Source organism: Chitiniphilus eburneus, from assembly GCF_005048205.1.
GTDB classification, from domain to species: Bacteria; Pseudomonadota; Gammaproteobacteria; order Burkholderiales; family Chitinibacteraceae; genus Chitiniphilus; species Chitiniphilus eburneus.
This window is the reverse complement of the sequence record NZ_SUMF01000002.1, coordinates 198,535-214,329: the sequence shown is the minus strand read 5'-3', so window position 1 is coordinate 214,329 and position 15,795 is coordinate 198,535. Positions and strand designations below refer to the sequence as shown.

General features: G+C 65.8%; 14 protein-coding genes. 1 reads left to right on the top strand and 13 read right to left on the bottom strand.

Annotated elements, in window-relative coordinates; all coding sequences use genetic code 11:
• The first annotated feature begins 125 nt into the window (after positions 1–125).
• Positions 126–914: a glycosyltransferase family 2 protein gene (locus tag FAZ21_RS03600; protein WP_136771908.1), complete on the top strand. Its 789-nt coding sequence runs from the start codon at positions 126–128 to the stop codon at positions 912–914.
• Here the strand turns inward: FAZ21_RS03600 and msbA are convergent.
• From msbA to mraY, 13 genes are all read right to left on the bottom strand, one after another.
• Entirely contained in the window at positions 901–2,667 is a 1,767-nt protein-coding gene (gene msbA, locus FAZ21_RS03595) for a lipid A export permease/ATP-binding protein MsbA (protein WP_246038468.1), read from the bottom strand. The genes FAZ21_RS03600 and msbA overlap by 14 nt on opposite strands.
• A 43-nt stretch (positions 2,668–2,710) precedes the next feature.
• Complete coding sequence (locus FAZ21_RS03590) at positions 2,711–3,433, bottom strand: 16S rRNA (uracil(1498)-N(3))-methyltransferase (protein ID WP_136771907.1); 723 nt, start codon at positions 3,431–3,433, stop codon at positions 2,711–2,713.
• Between the two features lie 29 nt (positions 3,434–3,462).
• On the bottom strand, positions 3,463–3,648 hold the full coding sequence (locus tag FAZ21_RS03585; RefSeq protein WP_136771906.1) for a hypothetical protein: 186 nt from the start codon (positions 3,646–3,648) through the stop codon (positions 3,463–3,465).
• A 249-nt stretch (positions 3,649–3,897) separates the two neighbouring features.
• The gene (lpxC, locus tag FAZ21_RS03580; protein ID WP_136771905.1) at positions 3,898–4,812 is read right to left on the bottom strand and encodes a UDP-3-O-acyl-N-acetylglucosamine deacetylase; all 915 of its coding nucleotides are present in this window, start codon (positions 4,810–4,812) and stop codon (positions 3,898–3,900) included.
• A gap of 292 nt (positions 4,813–5,104) precedes the next feature.
• Positions 5,105–6,277 carry a cell division protein FtsZ gene (gene ftsZ, locus FAZ21_RS03575; protein WP_136771904.1) on the bottom strand — a complete coding sequence of 391 codons (1,173 nt, stop codon included), beginning with the start codon at positions 6,275–6,277 and terminating at the stop codon, positions 5,105–5,107.
• A gap of 69 nt (positions 6,278–6,346) precedes the next feature.
• Positions 6,347–7,579: a cell division protein FtsA gene (ftsA, locus tag FAZ21_RS03570; RefSeq protein ID WP_136771903.1), complete on the bottom strand. Its 1,233-nt coding sequence runs from the start codon at positions 7,577–7,579 to the stop codon at positions 6,347–6,349.
• A 73-nt stretch (positions 7,580–7,652) separates the two neighbouring features.
• Positions 7,653–8,462 carry a cell division protein FtsQ/DivIB gene (locus FAZ21_RS03565; protein WP_246038467.1) on the bottom strand — a complete coding sequence of 270 codons (810 nt, stop codon included), beginning with the start codon at positions 8,460–8,462 and terminating at the stop codon, positions 7,653–7,655.
• Between the two features lie 174 nt (positions 8,463–8,636).
• The gene (locus FAZ21_RS03560; RefSeq protein WP_136772161.1) at positions 8,637–9,563 is read right to left on the bottom strand and encodes a D-alanine--D-alanine ligase; all 927 of its coding nucleotides are present in this window, start codon (positions 9,561–9,563) and stop codon (positions 8,637–8,639) included.
• Positions 9,564–9,565: 2 nt separating this feature from the next.
• Positions 9,566–10,957 (bottom strand): UDP-N-acetylmuramate--L-alanine ligase, encoded by a 1,392-nt coding sequence (gene murC / locus FAZ21_RS03555; RefSeq protein ID WP_136771902.1) that lies wholly within the window; start codon positions 10,955–10,957, stop codon positions 9,566–9,568.
• Between the two features lie 14 nt (positions 10,958–10,971).
• The gene (murG, locus tag FAZ21_RS03550) at positions 10,972–12,048 is read right to left on the bottom strand and encodes an undecaprenyldiphospho-muramoylpentapeptide beta-N-acetylglucosaminyltransferase (RefSeq protein WP_136771901.1); all 1,077 of its coding nucleotides are present in this window, start codon (positions 12,046–12,048) and stop codon (positions 10,972–10,974) included.
• Entirely contained in the window at positions 12,045–13,232 is a 1,188-nt protein-coding gene (gene ftsW, locus FAZ21_RS03545) for a putative lipid II flippase FtsW (protein ID WP_136771900.1), read from the bottom strand. Before ftsW ends, murG begins: the two co-directional genes overlap by 4 nt.
• On the bottom strand, positions 13,229–14,647 hold the full coding sequence (murD, locus tag FAZ21_RS03540; protein ID WP_136771899.1) for a UDP-N-acetylmuramoyl-L-alanine--D-glutamate ligase: 1,419 nt from the start codon (positions 14,645–14,647) through the stop codon (positions 13,229–13,231). The genes ftsW and murD overlap by 4 nt, the downstream gene beginning before the upstream one ends.
• 62 nt (positions 14,648–14,709) lie before the next feature.
• Positions 14,710–15,795 carry a phospho-N-acetylmuramoyl-pentapeptide-transferase gene (gene mraY / locus FAZ21_RS03535; RefSeq protein ID WP_136771898.1) on the bottom strand — a complete coding sequence of 362 codons (1,086 nt, stop codon included), beginning with the start codon at positions 15,793–15,795 and terminating at the stop codon, positions 14,710–14,712.

The window sequence follows — 15,795 nt, the reverse complement described above, 5'->3', positions numbered from 1 at the left end:
AGGCCCGGGGCCGTCGGAAAGGATGGCGGATTATATCAGGCACGTTGCCCGCGATAGACGTGAGGCGTGAATGGTGGGGGCAAGGGCGCTATGCTTGCACCTCCTTTCTTTGCCTCGCGCTTTCCATGACTTCACCTACCCTGGGCGTGGCCCTGATCACGCGAAACGCGGCGCGGCGGCTGCCCGAGTGCCTGAGGGCGCTGGCCTTTGCCGACCGGATCGCCGTGCTGGATTCGGGCAGCGACGACGACACCGTCGCCATTGCCCGCGCCCACGGCGCGCAGGTCGAGACATCGCCGGACTGGCCTGGCTTCGGCATCCAGAAGAACCGCGCTGTGGCGCTGCTGGATACCGACTGGGTATTGTTGATCGACGCCGACGAGGTGGTCACGCCAGAGCTGGCCGCGTCGATCCGCGCGGTACTGGCGCAGCCGGTGCATGAGGTCTACGCGCTCAATCGGCTGTCGTCGTTCTGCGGGCACTGGATGCGCCACGCTGGCTGGTTCCCGGACTGGATTCCCCGCTTGTTCCGCTGTGGCGTGGCGCGTTTTTCCGACGATCTGGTGCACGAACGGCTGATATTCGACGGCGCGGTGGGGCGGCTGGATGGCCTGCTGATGCACTATTCCTACGAGGATCACGCCGATGTGCTGCGCAAGCTGGATGCCTATTCCACCGCCGGGGCGCAGCAACGCTTCGCGCAGGGCCAGCGCGGCGGGCTGGGCAAGGCGGTCCTGCGCGGCGGGTGGGCATTCATGCGCACCTACTTCATCAAACGCGGCTTCCTCGACGGCGCGGCCGGCTTCCAGGTCGCGATGTTCAACGCCGAGACGGTGTACTACCGGTTCCTGAAGCTGGGGGGGATGAAGCGGTCGCGTGAATCGACCGAAACGACCCCCGCTACCCTTCGCTGAACTGCGCTGCGTGCATCTGGGTGTAGACGCCGCCTTGTGCCAGCAGGTCTGCATGGCGGCCGCTTTCGATCACCTGGCCTTCGCGCAGTACCAGGATGCGGTCGACGTTTTCGATGGTGGACAACCGGTGTGCGATCACCACGGTGGTGCGCGATTTCATCAGGTTTTCCAGCGCGGACTGCACTTTGCGTTCCGATTCGGTATCCAGCGCGCTGGTTGCTTCGTCCAGGATCAGTACCGGCGCATCCTTGTACAGCGCCCGGGCGATTGCCAGTCGCTGGCGTTGCCCGCCGGACAGCCGCACGCCGTTCTCGCCCAGTTCGGTATCGAAGCCCTGCGGCATGGTCTCGATGAACTCCAGCGCAAACGCCGCTTCGGCCGCCGCGCGCACGCGGGCATGGTCCGGCGCCGCGTCGCCATAGGCGATGTTGGCGGTGACGCTGTCGTTGAACAGCACCACGTCCTGGCTCACCAGCGCGAACTGGCGACGCAGGTCGGCCAGCCGGTAATCCTGCAACGGCACGCCATCCAGGCGGATTTCGCCTTGGGTCAGGTCGTAGAAGCGCGGCAGCAGGTTGGCCAGCGTGGTCTTGCCGCTGCCGGATTTGCCGACCAGCGCCACCGATTCGCCAGGCGCGATGGCAAAACTCACGTCGTTCAGCGCGTTGCGCTCACCTCCGGCGTAGCCGAACACCACGCGGTCGAAGTCGAGCCGGCCCTCGGCGCGCACCAACTCGCGGTTGCCGGTATCGCGTTCCACGTCCTGATCCAGGATGCCGAACACCGATTCAGCGGCGGCGAGGCCCTTGTGGAGCTGTTCGTTGAGCTTGGTGATGCTCTTGAGGGGGGCCTGCATCATCATCATCGCGGTGATGAACGAGACAAAGGCGCCGGCGGTCAGCTCGCCGTCCTGAGCGCGCAGGCTGGCGAAGTAGATGATGACGGCCAGCGTGGCACCGATCAGCAGCATGATCAGGCTGGAGTTCAGGCTGGAGGTGGCGGTCTGCTTGACGTTCACATGGCGCAGCCGGTTGTTCACCTTGGCGAAGCGTTGCTGTTCGTAGCGCTGGCCGCCGAAGATCTTCACTACGCGCTGGCCGGAGAACGCTTCATCCAGCGTGCGCGTCATCTCGCCCACACCCTGCTGCGATTCGCGTGCCAGCCGGCGCTGCCGCTTGCCGACCAGGCGGATGCTGATCACCACGCCGGGGATCAGCACGATGCACAGCAGTGTCAGCCGCCAGTCGTGATACAGCATCACGCCGAGGAAGATCACCACCGACAGCGAGTCGCGGATGAAGGTGGTCATGATCTGCGCGCCGGCCAGCATGATCTGGTTCACGTCATTGGTGATGCGCGACAGCAGTACGCCCACCGACGATTGGTCGAAGAAGCGCACCGGCATGTTGATCATGCGGGTGAACATATGGTCGCGCAGGTCGCAGACCACTCGCGTGGTCAGCCAGTTGCTGGTGTATTCGTTACCGAAGTTGGTCGCCATGCGCAGCACGGCCAGTCCGAAGATCTGTGCCGGGATCACCCAGGCGGCAGTGGTGGCGAGCGCTTCGGCCTTGAGGTTCTGGTCCACCAGTGGCTTGAGCAGCAGCGACATTGCGCCGTCCACCGCCGCCGCCAGGCCCAGGCAGACCATGTTGAACACGATCACCGGCCAGTAGGGCTTGATGTGTTGCAGGACGCGGAAATAAAGCTGGCGGTTGGTCATGGCGGGCGGGTTCTGGAGGGAGGCGGTCATGGTATGGGGCCGTATCGGACGGGATGGGCAGGGCGGGTGCGGCTTAGAAATCGCCGTAGCGTGCTTGCAGCAGCGCGATCAGCGTGGCGCCAGCCGTTTCGGTGCGCAGCACGCGCGGCCCCAGCGCCAGCCCGGTCCAGCCGGCGGCGATGGCCGAGGCCTCCTCGTCGGGCGACAGGCCGCCTTCGGGGCCGACCAGCAGCGCAATGCCGGTGGCTTTGGTGGGCAGGGTGGCGAGCGTAGCGGTGCCGCGTGGTGACAGCAATAGTTTCAGCTCGACGCTGGGCGGTGTCGCCAGCAGCGTCGGCAGATCCTGGACCAGCGCGATGTCCGGTACGCGGGTGCGGCCGCTTTGTTCGCAGGCGGCCGCGGCGACGCCTTGCCAGTGCGCGCGGCGTTTCTCGGCGCGCTCGCCGGCCATCCGGCCCTGGGTATAGGCGCTGTTCACCGGCACGATGCGCGTCACACCCAGCTCGGTGGCTTTCTGGATGGCATAGTCCATGCGTTCGGCCGCGGCGATCGCCTGCACCAGAATGATTTCCAGCGGTGATTCGCGCTCCACCACCGTGTGGTCGCCGACCGCGATCTCGACCGTACGCTTGCCCATATGCGTCACCGTGGCGGCGTATTCGCCGCCACGGCCGTCGAACACGGTCAGCGCGTCGCCCGGTTGCAGGCGCAGTACCTGCACGTGGCGCGCGGCGTCTTCCGGAAGGGACAAGGCGGCGCCGCTGGCGAGCGGCAGGTCGAGATACAGGCGGGGCATCGGTACGGTCTGTGTGAACGGATGAGGGGTCAGGTTTCGACCAGGCGCTGCACGATCAGCCCGATCACGCCGATGACGCCGCCGGCGAGTGCCACGGTCAGCGTCCAGCGGATCAGGCGCGGCCAGAACGGGTCGCGAGTGCGCTGGTACTTGAACGCGGCCCAGCCGACGATGACAACCACCAGAATGATCAGAATGCGCAGTAGGGCGAACATGCTCCGATGATGGCCGATCGGGGACGGGCTGCCAACCGGGGGCGGTAAATCCAGAGCTCGAAACACGGAGGGCACTAGAGAATACAGAGGGTCACGGAGAAAACCTTCCAGACGAATGCCTGCAACAGGCTTGGTAACAGCGGCGATCATCCGGCAATGCTGATTGCGGCAGGCCCTGCCCTGATTTTCTCCCGCTTTTCTCCGTGTCCTTCGTGCTCTCGGTGTTTCAAGATGTGGATTTTGCAGTTCTTAGATACTCAGTGGCGGCAGGTCGTGGAAGCTGCTCGGCACGGTGTCGCGGTCTTCGAACGTGACGAATTCGTAGTTGGCTTCGTCGGCCAGCAGCGTGCGCAGCAGTTTGTTGTTCATCGCGTGGCCGCTCTTGTAGCCGGAAAAAGCGGCGATCAGCGGATGTCCGAGGATGTAGAGATCGCCGATGGCATCGAGCACCTTGTGGCGCACGAATTCGTCCTCGAAACGCAGGCCGCCGTCGTTCAGCACGCGGTATTCGTCGATGACGATGGCGTTGTCCATGCTGCCGCCGCGCGCCAGGCCGTTCATCCGCATGTATTCGAATTCGTGGATGAAGCCGAAGGTGCGGGCGCGGGCGATTTCGCTGATGTAATTGGTGGTGGCGAAGTCGATGCAGACGGTCTGCGCGGATTTCTTGAACGCTGGGTGCTGGAAGTCGATGGTCAGCGCCACCTTGTAGCCGTCGTGCGGGTCCAGGCGTACCCACTTGTCGCCGTCGCGCACCTCCACCGGCTTGAGCACGCGCACGAAGCGCTTGGGCGCGGTCTGCTCGACGATGCCGGCCGATTGCACCAGGAAGATGAAGGGGGCGGCGGAGCCGTCCATGATCGGCATTTCCTGGGCATCGACCTCGACTTCCACATTGTCGAGGCCGAGCCCGGCAAAGGCCGACATCAGGTGTTCGATGGTGCCCACCCGCACATCGTCCTGGACCAGCGTCGAGGAGAGACGCGTGTCGTTGACGAGTGCGGGCCCCACCCTGAAGGGCGCCGATCCGGGTAAATCGGTGCGCCGAAATACAATGCCGTGGTCCACCGGCGCCGGCTTGAGCACGAGCGTGACACGATCGCCCGAGTGCAGGCCGACCCCAACGGCGCGTACAGTCGATTTCAGGGTACGTTGTTGAAACATGGACACTTTTCCCAATCAGTAACTGCTTTCGATTCTAACAGCCCCGGGTCTTGGGCTTGATTGAACCTCGCAATGTTCCCGATCAGCCGAACCTATGCCGGGCGCTTTTGCCGAGCCGACGGCCCTTCACCTGCTGCCCCGGCCTCACACATTGAGGTGGAAGAAGCCGTAGCGAGCCTTTGCAGGGCGCGAAGCGGGTGGCCGAGACACTCCGCAATGGACTGGATGTCCATGAGGATGTCGAGGCCGCTCGCGACAAAGCCATGCGAAGGCGCAGCAGGCTTGTTCCGCCTCAATCGGCTTGGCGTCGCAGGAAGGCGGGTATATCCATATCGATGTTGTTCAACGCCGGACGCGCGCCCGAAGCCGTGTTGTCCGTGGCTCCGCCGCCACGGCGCGAGCGCCAGATCGCGGGGGTGTCGTAGTCCTCGGCGTTGAAGCCATCGGTACCCGTCTTGCGGCTTTCGTTCTGGATCACCGACAGCGACGGCTTGCTGTTCTCCTTGGCGCCCAGGCCGGTGGCGATCAGCGTGATGCGCAGCGAGTCGCCCAGCGTTTCGTCGTACACCACGCCGTGCTTGATCTGCGCGTCGTCGGCCACATGCTGGTTGATGATTTCCAGCGCCTGGCGGATTTCGCTCTTCTTCAGCGTGGCACGGCTGGCCGAGAAGTTGACCAGCACGCCGCGCGCGCCCTTGAAGCTGATGTTGTCCAGCAGCGGGCAGCGGATCGCTTCCTCGGTGGCCTCGACGGCACGGGCCGGGCCGGTGGCCAGGGCGGAACCCATCATCGCCATGCCCATTTCGCGCATCACGGTCTTCACGTCGGCGAAGTCCACGTTGATCAGGCCGGGGTAGTGGATGATCTCGACGATGGAGCCCACGGCGTTGCGCAGGATGTCGTCGGCGGCGCGGAACGCCTCGTCCACCGTCACGTCCTCGCCCAGCACTTCTTCCAGCTTTTCGTTGGACACGACGATCAGCGAATCGACATAGCGTGCCAGTTCGTCGATGCCGGATTGCGCCACCTTCTGGCGCGCGCCTTCATCCAGGCCCGGCTTGGTCACGACGCCGACGGTGAGGATGTTCTTCTCGCGGGCAACCTGGGCAATTACCGGCGCGGCGCCGGTACCCGTGCCGCCCCCCATGCCGGCGGTGATGAACACCAGGTCGGCGCCTTCGATCAGCTCGCCGATGCGTTCGCGGTCTTCCTCGGCGGCCTGGCGGCCGATGTCCGGGTTGCAGCCGGCGCCGAAGCCCTTGGTGAGCTCGGTACCCAGTTGCACCACGTTTTCGGCGCGCGACAGCTTGAGCACTTGCGCGTCGGTGTTCGCGGAAATGAAATCCACGCCCTGCATGCTGTGGTCGATCATGTTGTTGATCGCGTTGCAACCGGCGCCGCCAACGCCGATGACCTTGATATTGACGAGGTGCGCGACCTCTTGAACTTCGATGGTGAGTGCCATGGTGATTCTCCTCTTGACCCGATTCTACCTAACTTGCTGACCCGAAACTGAATTACTTACAAAAGAGCGTTAAAAGTTATTCTGGAACCACGATTTCATGCGCCCCAACAACTCGCCGAACGAACCGTCCTTGATGCGTCCGGCCGGATTCCGCTGGTACTGCTCGCGGGCGAGCAGCAGCAGCCCGACCGCGGTGGAATAACGTGCGTTCTTGACGACTTCCGCCAGCCCGCCGACATATTTGGGCGTGCCCAGGCGGACCGGCATGTGGAAGATTTCCTCGCCCAGCTCGACCATGCCGGGCATCAGCGCGGCGCCGCCAGTGACGACGATGCCGCTGGAAAGACGATCCTCGAAGCCGGCGCGGCGCAGCTCGGCCTGCACCAGCCCGTACAGCTCTTCGACGCGCGGTTCGATCACTTCGGCCAGCGTGTGGCGGCTCATCTGGCGCGAGCCCCGCTCGCCGACGCCGGGGACTTCGATCATGGCCTGCGGGTCGGTCATGTGGCGCAATGCCACGCCGTGCTGGAGCTTGATGGTCTCCGCCTCGCCGGTGGGCGTGCGTAGTGCCATGGCGATGTCGTTGGTAATCTGATCGCCGGCAATGGGGATCACCGCGGTGTGGCGGATCGCGCCGTCGATGAACACCGCTATGTCGGTGGTGCCGCCGCCGATGTCCACCAGGCATACGCCCAGGTCCTTTTCGTCCTCGGTGAGTACCGCATAGGCGGACGCCAGCGGTTGCAGAACCACTTCGGCGATCTCCAGCCCGCACCGGCGCACGCACTTGGTGATGTTCTGCACCGCGCTGATCGCGCCGGAGACGATGTGCACACGGACTTCCAGGCGCACGCCGGACATGCCCAGCGGCTCCTTCACGTCTTCCTGGCCGTCGATCACGTATTCCTGCGCCAGGATGTGCAGCACCTGGTGATCGGTGGGGATGTTCACCGCGCTGGCGGTCTCGATCACCCGGGTCATGTCGGCCTGGGTGACCTCCTTGTCCTTGATCGCCACCATGCCGTGCGAGTTGAGCCCCTTGATATGGCTGCCGGCGATGCCGGTGAAGACCTCGCGGATCTTGCAGTCGGCCATCAGCTCGGCTTCGCCCAGCGCGCTCTGGATGGCGCTGACGGTCTTCTCGATATCGACCACTACGCCACGCTTGAGCCCGCGGCTGGCGGCCGAGCCGAGCCCGACCACGTTCAACTTGCCGTCGTCCATGATTTCCGCGGCAACGGCCACCACTTTCGAGGTGCCGATGTCGAGCCCGACGATGAGGTTCTTGCTGTCTCTAGTCACTGACGGACCTCTTTTCCTTGATTGCGTGTTGCCTGTCCGGCGGCGTTCGCGCCACCGATCTCGTTGGTTGTCTTCATGCCGGCAGCTCGATCGTCGGCCTGGGTACTGGCGTTGCGGCGGGCCGCGGTGGCGCGGGCTGGGCGGCGGGCTTTGGCGCGGCCGGTGCCACCACCGTGCCGGGTTTGCGTGCTTCGGCCGGGGTGTAGCCCGGCAGCCGCACGGCGAAGCCGTTGGGGTAGCGCAGGTCCACATACTGGAACGGGTGCTTTTCCGCGATCAGCGCCAGCGAGTTCGGGTAGGCGGTGACGAAGCGCTGCACCCTCGGCAGCGCATCGTCGCGGCCGATCTCCACGGTGATGCCGTCGTTCAGCTCCATGCGCCACGCGCGCCGCGCCGACAGCCAGACGTGTTCGGGCGTCTTGCCGATGGGTGCGAGCGCGGCGTGCAACGCGCGGTAGCCTTCCACCATCTGTTTCTCCGTGCCGCCCGGGCCTTCCAGCACTGGCAGCTTGTCGTTCGAGGCGGCGTCGAAACGCTCGCCATGGCCATTGAGCAGTGCCAGGCTGCCCCAGCGGGCAATGGCCACGTGCTCTTCGATACTGACTTCCAGCCGATCCGGCCACCGGCGCCGCACGCTCACCTTGCGCACCCATGGCAGCTTTTCGAAGGCTGCCCGGGTCTTGTCCAGGTTCAGCGTGAAGAACGTGCCTTTCAGCTCGTTCTTGATCACGTACTGCAACTGCTCACGCGTCACATGCTCCAGCTCGCCGTCCACCTTGATGCGCTTCACCGGGAACAGCGGCGAATTCACCGCCAGGAACACCAGCGAATAGAACAGCAGCAGCGCGGCCAGACCGGTGAGCAGGTTGGCGAACCACAGCAAAAGTTGCGGCTTATCCCACACTTTTGCGCCCCACCTGCGCTACTGCGCCGGCCCCGTCCTGCGTCGTGCGCTGCTCGCGATCCTCACGTACTACAGGTACGTTCCGGTCGCTGCGCTGCTGGCTCCTTGACCGGAGCCGGCTCGCTACGCGCATGCGGGGGCAAAAGCATCCGGTCATGCCTCTTCTCGCTCCAGCGTCGTATCCAGAATCTGCAACACCAGGTGTTCGTAATCGATCCCCGCCTCGCGGGCGCACATCGGGAACAGGCTGTGGCTGGTCATGCCCGGCGCGGTGTTCGGTTCCAGCAGATAAATGCCGCCGGCTTCATCGGCGAGAAAGTCGATGCGCGCCCAGCCTTCGGCGCCGAGCACGCGGTAGGCCACCTCGGAGAGCTGGCGTGCGCGCAGTTCGGCGTCGCCGGCCAGGCCAGGGCAGCGGTAGACGGTGTCGTCGCGGAAGTACTTGGCGTCGTAGTCGTAGAAATCGGTGGCCGGTTCGATCTTCACCGTGGCCAGTGCCTGGCCATCCAGCACGGCGCAACTGTATTCGCCGCCGGTGATCGCTTGCTCAACCATCACCAGCGGGTCGTACTTGGCGGCTTCTTCGTAGGCGGCGCGGATCTCGGCGGCGGTGCGGCACTTGGTCACGCCGACGCTGGAGCCGCCGTTCGATGGCTTGACGAACACCGGGGAGCCCAGCTTGGGGATCACCGCGTCGAAATCGCTTTGTGCGTCGAGCAGCAGGTAGGCGGGCACGGGCAGACCCAGGGCCTGCCACATCAGCTTGGTGCGCCATTTATCCATGCTGATGGCCGACGCCATCACGCCGCAGCCGGTGTAGGGCACGCCCAGGTATTCCAGCGCGCCCTGGATGGTGCCGTCCTCGCCTTCGCCGCCGTGCAGGATCAGGAAGGCGCGGTCGAAGCCCTGTTCCACCAGGTCGGTCAGCGGTTGCTCGGCCGGGTCGAAGGCGTGGGCGTCAACGCCCTGGCTGAGCAGCGCTTGCAATACGCCATTGCCGCTCATCAACGAGACTTCGCGCTCGCTGGAGCTGCCGCCCATCAGTACCGCGACCTTGCCGTATTTCTGCTTGATACCCATGGTCATATGCCTCCCGCCAGCTTGGCGGGGATGCCGCCGATCGAGCCGGCCCCCATGGTGATCACCACATCGCCGTTGCGCGCGGCGCTGACGATGGCGTTCGGCAGATCGGCAATCTGTTCGACGAACACGGGTTCCACCTTGCCGGCAACGCGCACCGCGCGCGCCAGGCTGCGGCCGTCGGCGGCGACGATGGGCGATTCGCCCGCGGCATAGACCTCGGCCAGCAGCAAGCCGTCCACGGTATTCAGTACCTTCACGAAATCCTCGAAGCAGTCGCGGGTGCGGGTGTAACGGTGCGGCTGGAACGCCAGCAGCAGGCGGCGCCCCGGGAACGCGCCGCGCGCGGCGGCCAGCGTGGCGGCCATTTCCACCGGGTGGTGGCCGTAATCGTCGACCAGCGTGAAGCTGCCACCGTCGGGCAGCGCCACGTCGCCATAGCGCTGGAAGCGCCGGCCCACGCCCTGGAACTCGGCCAGTCCTTGCTGGATCGCGGCATCGGAGGCGCCTACTTCAAGCGCGATGCCGATGGCGGCCAGCGCGTTCAGTACGTTGTGGCGGCCAGGCATGTTGAGCATGACGGGGATGCGGCGCTGCTCGCCGTTTTCCCACACGGCGTCGAAGCGCATGCGGGTGCCATCCTCGACGATGTGTTCGGCGCGCAGCATGGCATCGGCGCTGGTGCCGTAGGTGGTGATCGGGCTGGTGACGCGCGGTAGTATCTCGCGCACCGTCGGGTCGTCCACGCACAGCACGGCCCGGCCGTAGAACGGCAGGCGATCCAGGAAATCGACGAAGGCCTTTTTCAGGTTGTCGAAGTCATGGCCGTAGGTATCCATGTGATCGGCGTCGATGTTGGTGACGACGGCGATGATGGGCGTGAGCAGCAGGAACGAGGCATCGCTTTCGTCGGCCTCGGCCACCAGGCATTCGCCGCTGCCCAGCCGCGCGTTGGAGCCGGCTGCGTGCAACTTGCCGCCGATGACGAAGGTGGGGTCCAGCCCGGCTGCCTCCAGCACCGACGCGGTCAGGCTGGTGGTGGTGGTCTTGCCGTGGGTGCCGGCGATGGCGATGCCCTGCTTCAGCCGCATCAGTTCGGCCAGCATCATGGCGCGCGGCACCACCGGAATCTTGCGGCGATGCGCTTCGACCACCTCGGGGTTGTCGGGCTTCACCGCGCTGGAGATCACTACCACGTCGGCGTTGGCGATGAAGCCGGCCGCGTGGCCCTGGTGCACGGTGGCGCCGGCGGCGGCCAGCCGTTGCGTGGTGGCGTTGCTGCCCAGGTCTGAGCCGGAGATTTCGAAGCCCTGGTTCAGCAGCACTTCGGCGATGCCGCTCATGCCGACGCCGCCGATGCCTACGAAGTGAATGCGTTTGACCTTGTGTTTCATCTCGATTTATCTCGTCAACCGGCCAGTTCGACCAGCGTGGCCGCCACCTGCGCGGTGGCTTCGGGCTTGGCGACCGCGCGTGCCGCGCGGCCCATGCGCGCCAGTTCGGCGCGATCCAGCCCTGCCAGCGCGTTGGCCAGCGTGTCCGGTGTCAGGTCCTTCTGTTCCAAAAGCAGCGCACCACCCGCATCGGCGATGAAACGGGCGTTGCGCAGTTGTTGTTGATCCTTGTGATAGGGGTACGGCACCAGTACGCTGGGCGCGCCGGCGGCCGCCAGCTCGGCGACGGTGACCGCGCCGGCGCGGCAGATTACTAGATCGGCGTCCCGGTATGCACCAGCCATGTCGTCGATGAAGGCACGGCAATCGCCGAGGACGCCGGCAGCGGCATAGTTGGCCTTCAGCGCGTCGATCTGCTTGGCGCCGGCCTGATGGATCACCAGTGGGCGCTGCGCTTCGGGCAGCCTGGCCAATGCCTGCGGCACGATATCGTTCAGCGCCTGCGCACCCAGGCTGCCGCCGACCACCAGCACGCGCAGCGGGCCTTCGCGGCCGGCGTAGCGGGTGTCGGGATCGGGCAGTGCGGCGATCTCGGCGCGGATCGGGTTGCCGGTCCATTGCACGGGCCTGGGATAATCGGCACCGAACGCGTCGGGGAAGCCGGACAGTACGCGTGTCGCCAGCCGGCCCAGCCAGCGGTTGGCCAGCCCGGCCACGGCGTCGGCGGTGTGCACCACCAGCGGCACGCGCAGCAGGCCCGCCATCAGCGCACCGGGGAACGACACGTAGCCGCCCAGGCCCAGCACCACGTCCGGGCGGCGGCGCAGCAGCACGCCGGTGGCCTGCAACAGCGCGCGCGTGACGGTGAATGGCGCCAGCAGCAGCGCCAGCTTGCCGCGACCGCGCACGCTGGCGAAATCCAGCGCTTCGAAGTCCACGCCGTGCTGCGGTACCAGTTTGCTTTCCATCCCGTTGCGCGTACCCAGCCAGAACACCTGTACGCCCTGTGCCTGGAGTGCGTGGGCGATGGCCAGGCCGGGGAAGATATGGCCGCCGGTACCGCCGGTGGTGATCATCACGATGCGGCTCATGGCGTGAACCCCCGCAGCGCTTGACGGTTTTCGAAGTCCACGCGCAGCAGCACGCCCAGTGCGATCAGGTTGGCCAGAATGCCGGAGCCGCCGAACGAGAGCAGCGGCAGCGTCAGGCCCTTGGTGGGCAACAGGCCCATGTTCACGCCGATGTTGATCACGCTTTGCACGCCAAACCAGATGCCGATGCCCTGGGCTACCAGTGCCTGGTAGGCGCGGTCCAGCTTGGCGGCCTGCACGCCGATCATGAAGGCGCGGAACACCAGGAAGGCAAACAGGCAGACGATCAGTGCCACGCCGGCAAAACCCAGCTCTTCGGCGATGATCGCCATCAGAAAGTCGGTGTGCGCTTCGGGCAGGTAGGACAACTTTTCCACGCTGGCGCCCAGGCCGACACCCAGCCATTCGCCCCGGCCGAACGCGATCAGCGAGTGGCTGAGCTGGTATCCCTTGCCGTACGGGTCCTGCCACGGGTCGAGGAAGCCCAGCACGCGTTGCATCCGATACGGCGAGCTGACCACCAGGCCGACGAAGCCGACCGCCAGCAGGGCGATCAGGCCGGCGAACAGGCGCCAGTCGAAGCCGCCGAGGAACAGCAAGCCGACCGCGATGGCGGTGATCACGGCGAAGGCGCCGAAGTCGGGCTCCAGCAGCAGCAGGCCGCCGACCACCAGCATCACCACCAGCATGGGCAGCAGGCCCTTGGTGATGCTGGCGACGAAATCGCCGCCCATGAACGCGGCCTTGCGCACCGTGTAGTCGGCGGCATACAGCACCACGATGAACTTCATCAGCTCGGACGGTTGCAGGTTGACCAAGTACAGCGACAGCCAGCGCTGGCTGCCGTTGACCTCGCGGCCGATGCCGGGCACCAGCACCAGCGCCAGCAGGATCACGCCGACAATGAACAGCAGCGGCGCGTATTGTTGCCAGGTCTTGGTCGGGATGTTGAAGGCGATGAAGCCCCCTGCCAGCCCCAGCACCAGGAAGATGGCGTGACGTACCAGGAAGTAGGTGCTGCGATAGCCCGAATCCTTGTCCACCTCGGCCATGGCGATCGACGCGGAGTAGACCATCACCAGGCCAAAGGCGAGCAGGATCAGCACGCCCCACACCAGCGCTATGTCGTAGGCGCTCATGCTGGGGCGGGACCGTCTCAGGGCCTGGTAGAAGATGTGCTTCATGGCGCCGCCGGCTCCAGTGCACGCACGGCATCGATGAACACTTCTGCGCGGTGATGGTAGTTGCGGAACATGTCCAGGCTGGCGCAGGCGGGGCTGAGCAACACCACGTCGCCGCGTTGCGCCAGGTTGGCGGCGGTCCGCACCGCCTGTTCCAGCGTGGGCTCGGCGACGAGGGGCAACATGCCGCCGGCGAGGCCGGCTTCGGTGCCTTCCAGCGCGGCGGCGATCTGCGGGCCATCGCGGCCGATCAGCACCACGGCGCGGCAGATGCGCGCGCAGGCGGGTTTCAGCGGCCCGAAGTCCTGGCCCTTGCCGTCGCCACCAGCAATCAACACCACCGGCCGCGTCATGCCTTTCAGCGCGGCTTCGGTGGCGCCGACATTGGTGCCTTTGGAGTCGTCGTAGTAGCCCACGCCATCGACGTTGGCGACGAACTCGACCCGGTGCGGCAGGCCCTTGAAGCCCTTGAGCGCCTTGACCAGCGGTGCCGGAGGCAGGCCGATGGCACGGCACAGGGCCAGCGCGGCCAGCGCGTTCACCGCGTTGTGCAGGCCGGCGACCGGCAGATCGCTGGCGCGCAGCAGCGTGCTGTCGCCCACGCGCAGGGCAAAGTCATTGCCCTCGGCGACCAGCCCGTATTCATCGGCGCGGCGCGGCGCATCCTGGCCGAAGCGGATCACGTGGCGGCCAGGCAGGCCCATGTCGCGGCTGTATTCGTCTTCGCGATTGAGGATCATCGCGCCCTGGCCATGGAAGATGTGCGCCTTGGTGGCGGCGTAGTGCACCATGCCCTGGTAGCGGTCGAGGTGGTCTTCCGACACGTTCAGCACGGTGGCCGCGTCGGGCGCCAGCGTGGAGGTGGTTTCGAGCTGGAAGCTGGACAGCTCGAGTACGTAGACGTCGGCGTCCGGTGTGGCGGCGAGCGCGTCCAGCACCGGCAGGCCGATATTGCCGGCAACCACGGTCCTGAGGCCGGCGGCCTCGCACATCTGCCCGACCATGGTGGTGACGGTGGATTTGCCGTTGGAACCGGTGATGGCGATGACCTTGGCGGGGCGGCCGGCGATGGCGCGTGCGAACAGCTCCACATCGCCCACGGCGGGAATCCCCCGGCGCACGGTGGCGTCGATGGCTGGCGTGGCGAGCGGCACGCCGGGGCTGACCACCAGCAGGTCGGCGTCGGCGAAGGTTTCCACGCTGAAGGCGCCCAGGCGCAGCGTCGCCTGCGGCACCGCGTTGCGCAACTCGTCCAGGCTCGGCGGCTGCTCGCGGCTGTCGGCCACGGTCACGCGCGCGCCCTGGCTTGCCAGCCAGCGCGCGGCGGAAAGGCCCGTTATGCCAAGGCCCACGACGATGGCGTGGGACCGGGACAGCACCGGATTGGGTGCGAAGGGCGAGCTGCTAGCGTTGGCCACGACGGCCCCGCTGGGACGGATGAAGCTGATTCATGGTGTTTGGCCCGGTGTCGGGGCGTCTCCTAGCGCAATTTCAGGGTGGCAAGGCCAGCCATCACCAGCAGCAGGGTGATGATCCAGAAACGCACGACGACCTGCGTTTCCTTCCAGCCTTTGAGTTCGTAGTGGTGGTGCAGCGGCGCCATGCGGAACACGCGCTTGCCGGTCATCTTGAAACTGGCGACCTGGATCATCACCGACAGCGCTTCGACCACGAACACGCCGCCCATGATGAAAAGGACGATTTCCTGGCGGACGATCACTGCCACCGTGCCCAGGCCGGCGCCCAGTGCCAGCGCGCCCACGTCGCCCATGAACACTTCGGCGGGATAGGCGTTGAACCAGAGGAAGCCGAGACCGGCGCCGGCCATCGCGGCGCAGAAGATGATCAGCTCGCCCGCGCCCGGTACGTGCGGCACGCCCAGGTAGCGTGAGAACACGGCGTTGCCGGCCACGTAGGCGAAGATGCAGAACGCGCCGGCGACGAACACCGTCGGCATGATCGCCAGCCCGTCCAGCCCGTCGGTGAGATTGACGGCGTTGCTGGTGCCGACGATCACGCAGTAGGTCAGCACGCAGAAACCCACCGCGCCGAACGGATAGAGGATTTCCTTGTAGAACGGGATGATGAAGCCGGTGTGCGACGGCAATTGGCCGACATTCACCAGGAACAGCCCCGCGCCGATGGCGATCAGCGATTGCCAGAACATCTTGGCCTTGGCCGACAGCCCCTTGGGGTTCTTCAGCGCCACTTTCTTGTAGTCGTCGACAAAGCCGACGACGCCGGTCGCCAGCGTGACCACCAGCGTGAGCCAGACGTATTTGTTGCCCAAGTCGCCCCATAGCAGTGTGGTCAGGCCGATTGCCAGCAGGATCAGCGTGCCGCCCATGGTCGGCGTGCCGGCCTTGACCAGATGGGTCTGCGGGCCGTCGTTGCGCACCGATTGGCCGACCTTCATTTCGGTGAGCTTGCGGATCACCAGCGGGCCGAGCAGCCACGAGATCGCCAGCGCGGTCATCATGGCCAGCACGGCGCGCAGCGTGAGATAGCTGAAGACGTTGAAGGCGCGAACCGATTCGCTCAGCCATTCGAATAACCAGACCAGCAT

Excerpts from the sequence above, each read along its gene's own strand:
- FAZ21_RS03585 (WP_136771906.1), bottom strand. The coding sequence starts at position 3,648 with ATGTTCGCCCTACTGCGCATTCTGATCATTCTGGTGGTTGTCATCGTC.
- lpxC (WP_136771905.1), bottom strand. The coding sequence starts at position 4,812 with ATGTTTCAACAACGTACCCTGAAATCGACTGTACGCGCCGTTGGGGTC.
- FAZ21_RS03560 (WP_136772161.1), bottom strand. The coding sequence starts at position 9,563 with ATGGGTATCAAGCAGAAATACGGCAAGGTCGCGGTACTGATGGGCGGC.
- msbA (WP_246038468.1), bottom strand. The coding sequence starts at position 2,667 with ATGACCGCCTCCCTCCAGAACCCGCCCGCCATGACCAACCGCCAGCTT.
- FAZ21_RS03600 (WP_136771908.1), top strand. The coding sequence starts at position 126 with ATGACTTCACCTACCCTGGGCGTGGCCCTGATCACGCGAAACGCGGCG.
- murC (WP_136771902.1), bottom strand. The coding sequence starts at position 10,957 with ATGAAACACAAGGTCAAACGCATTCACTTCGTAGGCATCGGCGGCGTC.
- ftsZ (WP_136771904.1), bottom strand. The coding sequence starts at position 6,277 with ATGGCACTCACCATCGAAGTTCAAGAGGTCGCGCACCTCGTCAATATC.
- mraY (WP_136771898.1), bottom strand. The coding sequence starts at position 15,795 with ATGCTGGTCTGGTTATTCGAATGGCTGAGCGAATCGGTTCGCGCCTTC.
- murG (WP_136771901.1), bottom strand. The coding sequence starts at position 12,048 with ATGAGCCGCATCGTGATGATCACCACCGGCGGTACCGGCGGCCATATC.
- FAZ21_RS03590 (WP_136771907.1), bottom strand. The coding sequence starts at position 3,433 with ATGCCCCGCCTGTATCTCGACCTGCCGCTCGCCAGCGGCGCCGCCTTG.
- ftsW (WP_136771900.1), bottom strand. The coding sequence starts at position 13,232 with ATGAAGCACATCTTCTACCAGGCCCTGAGACGGTCCCGCCCCAGCATG.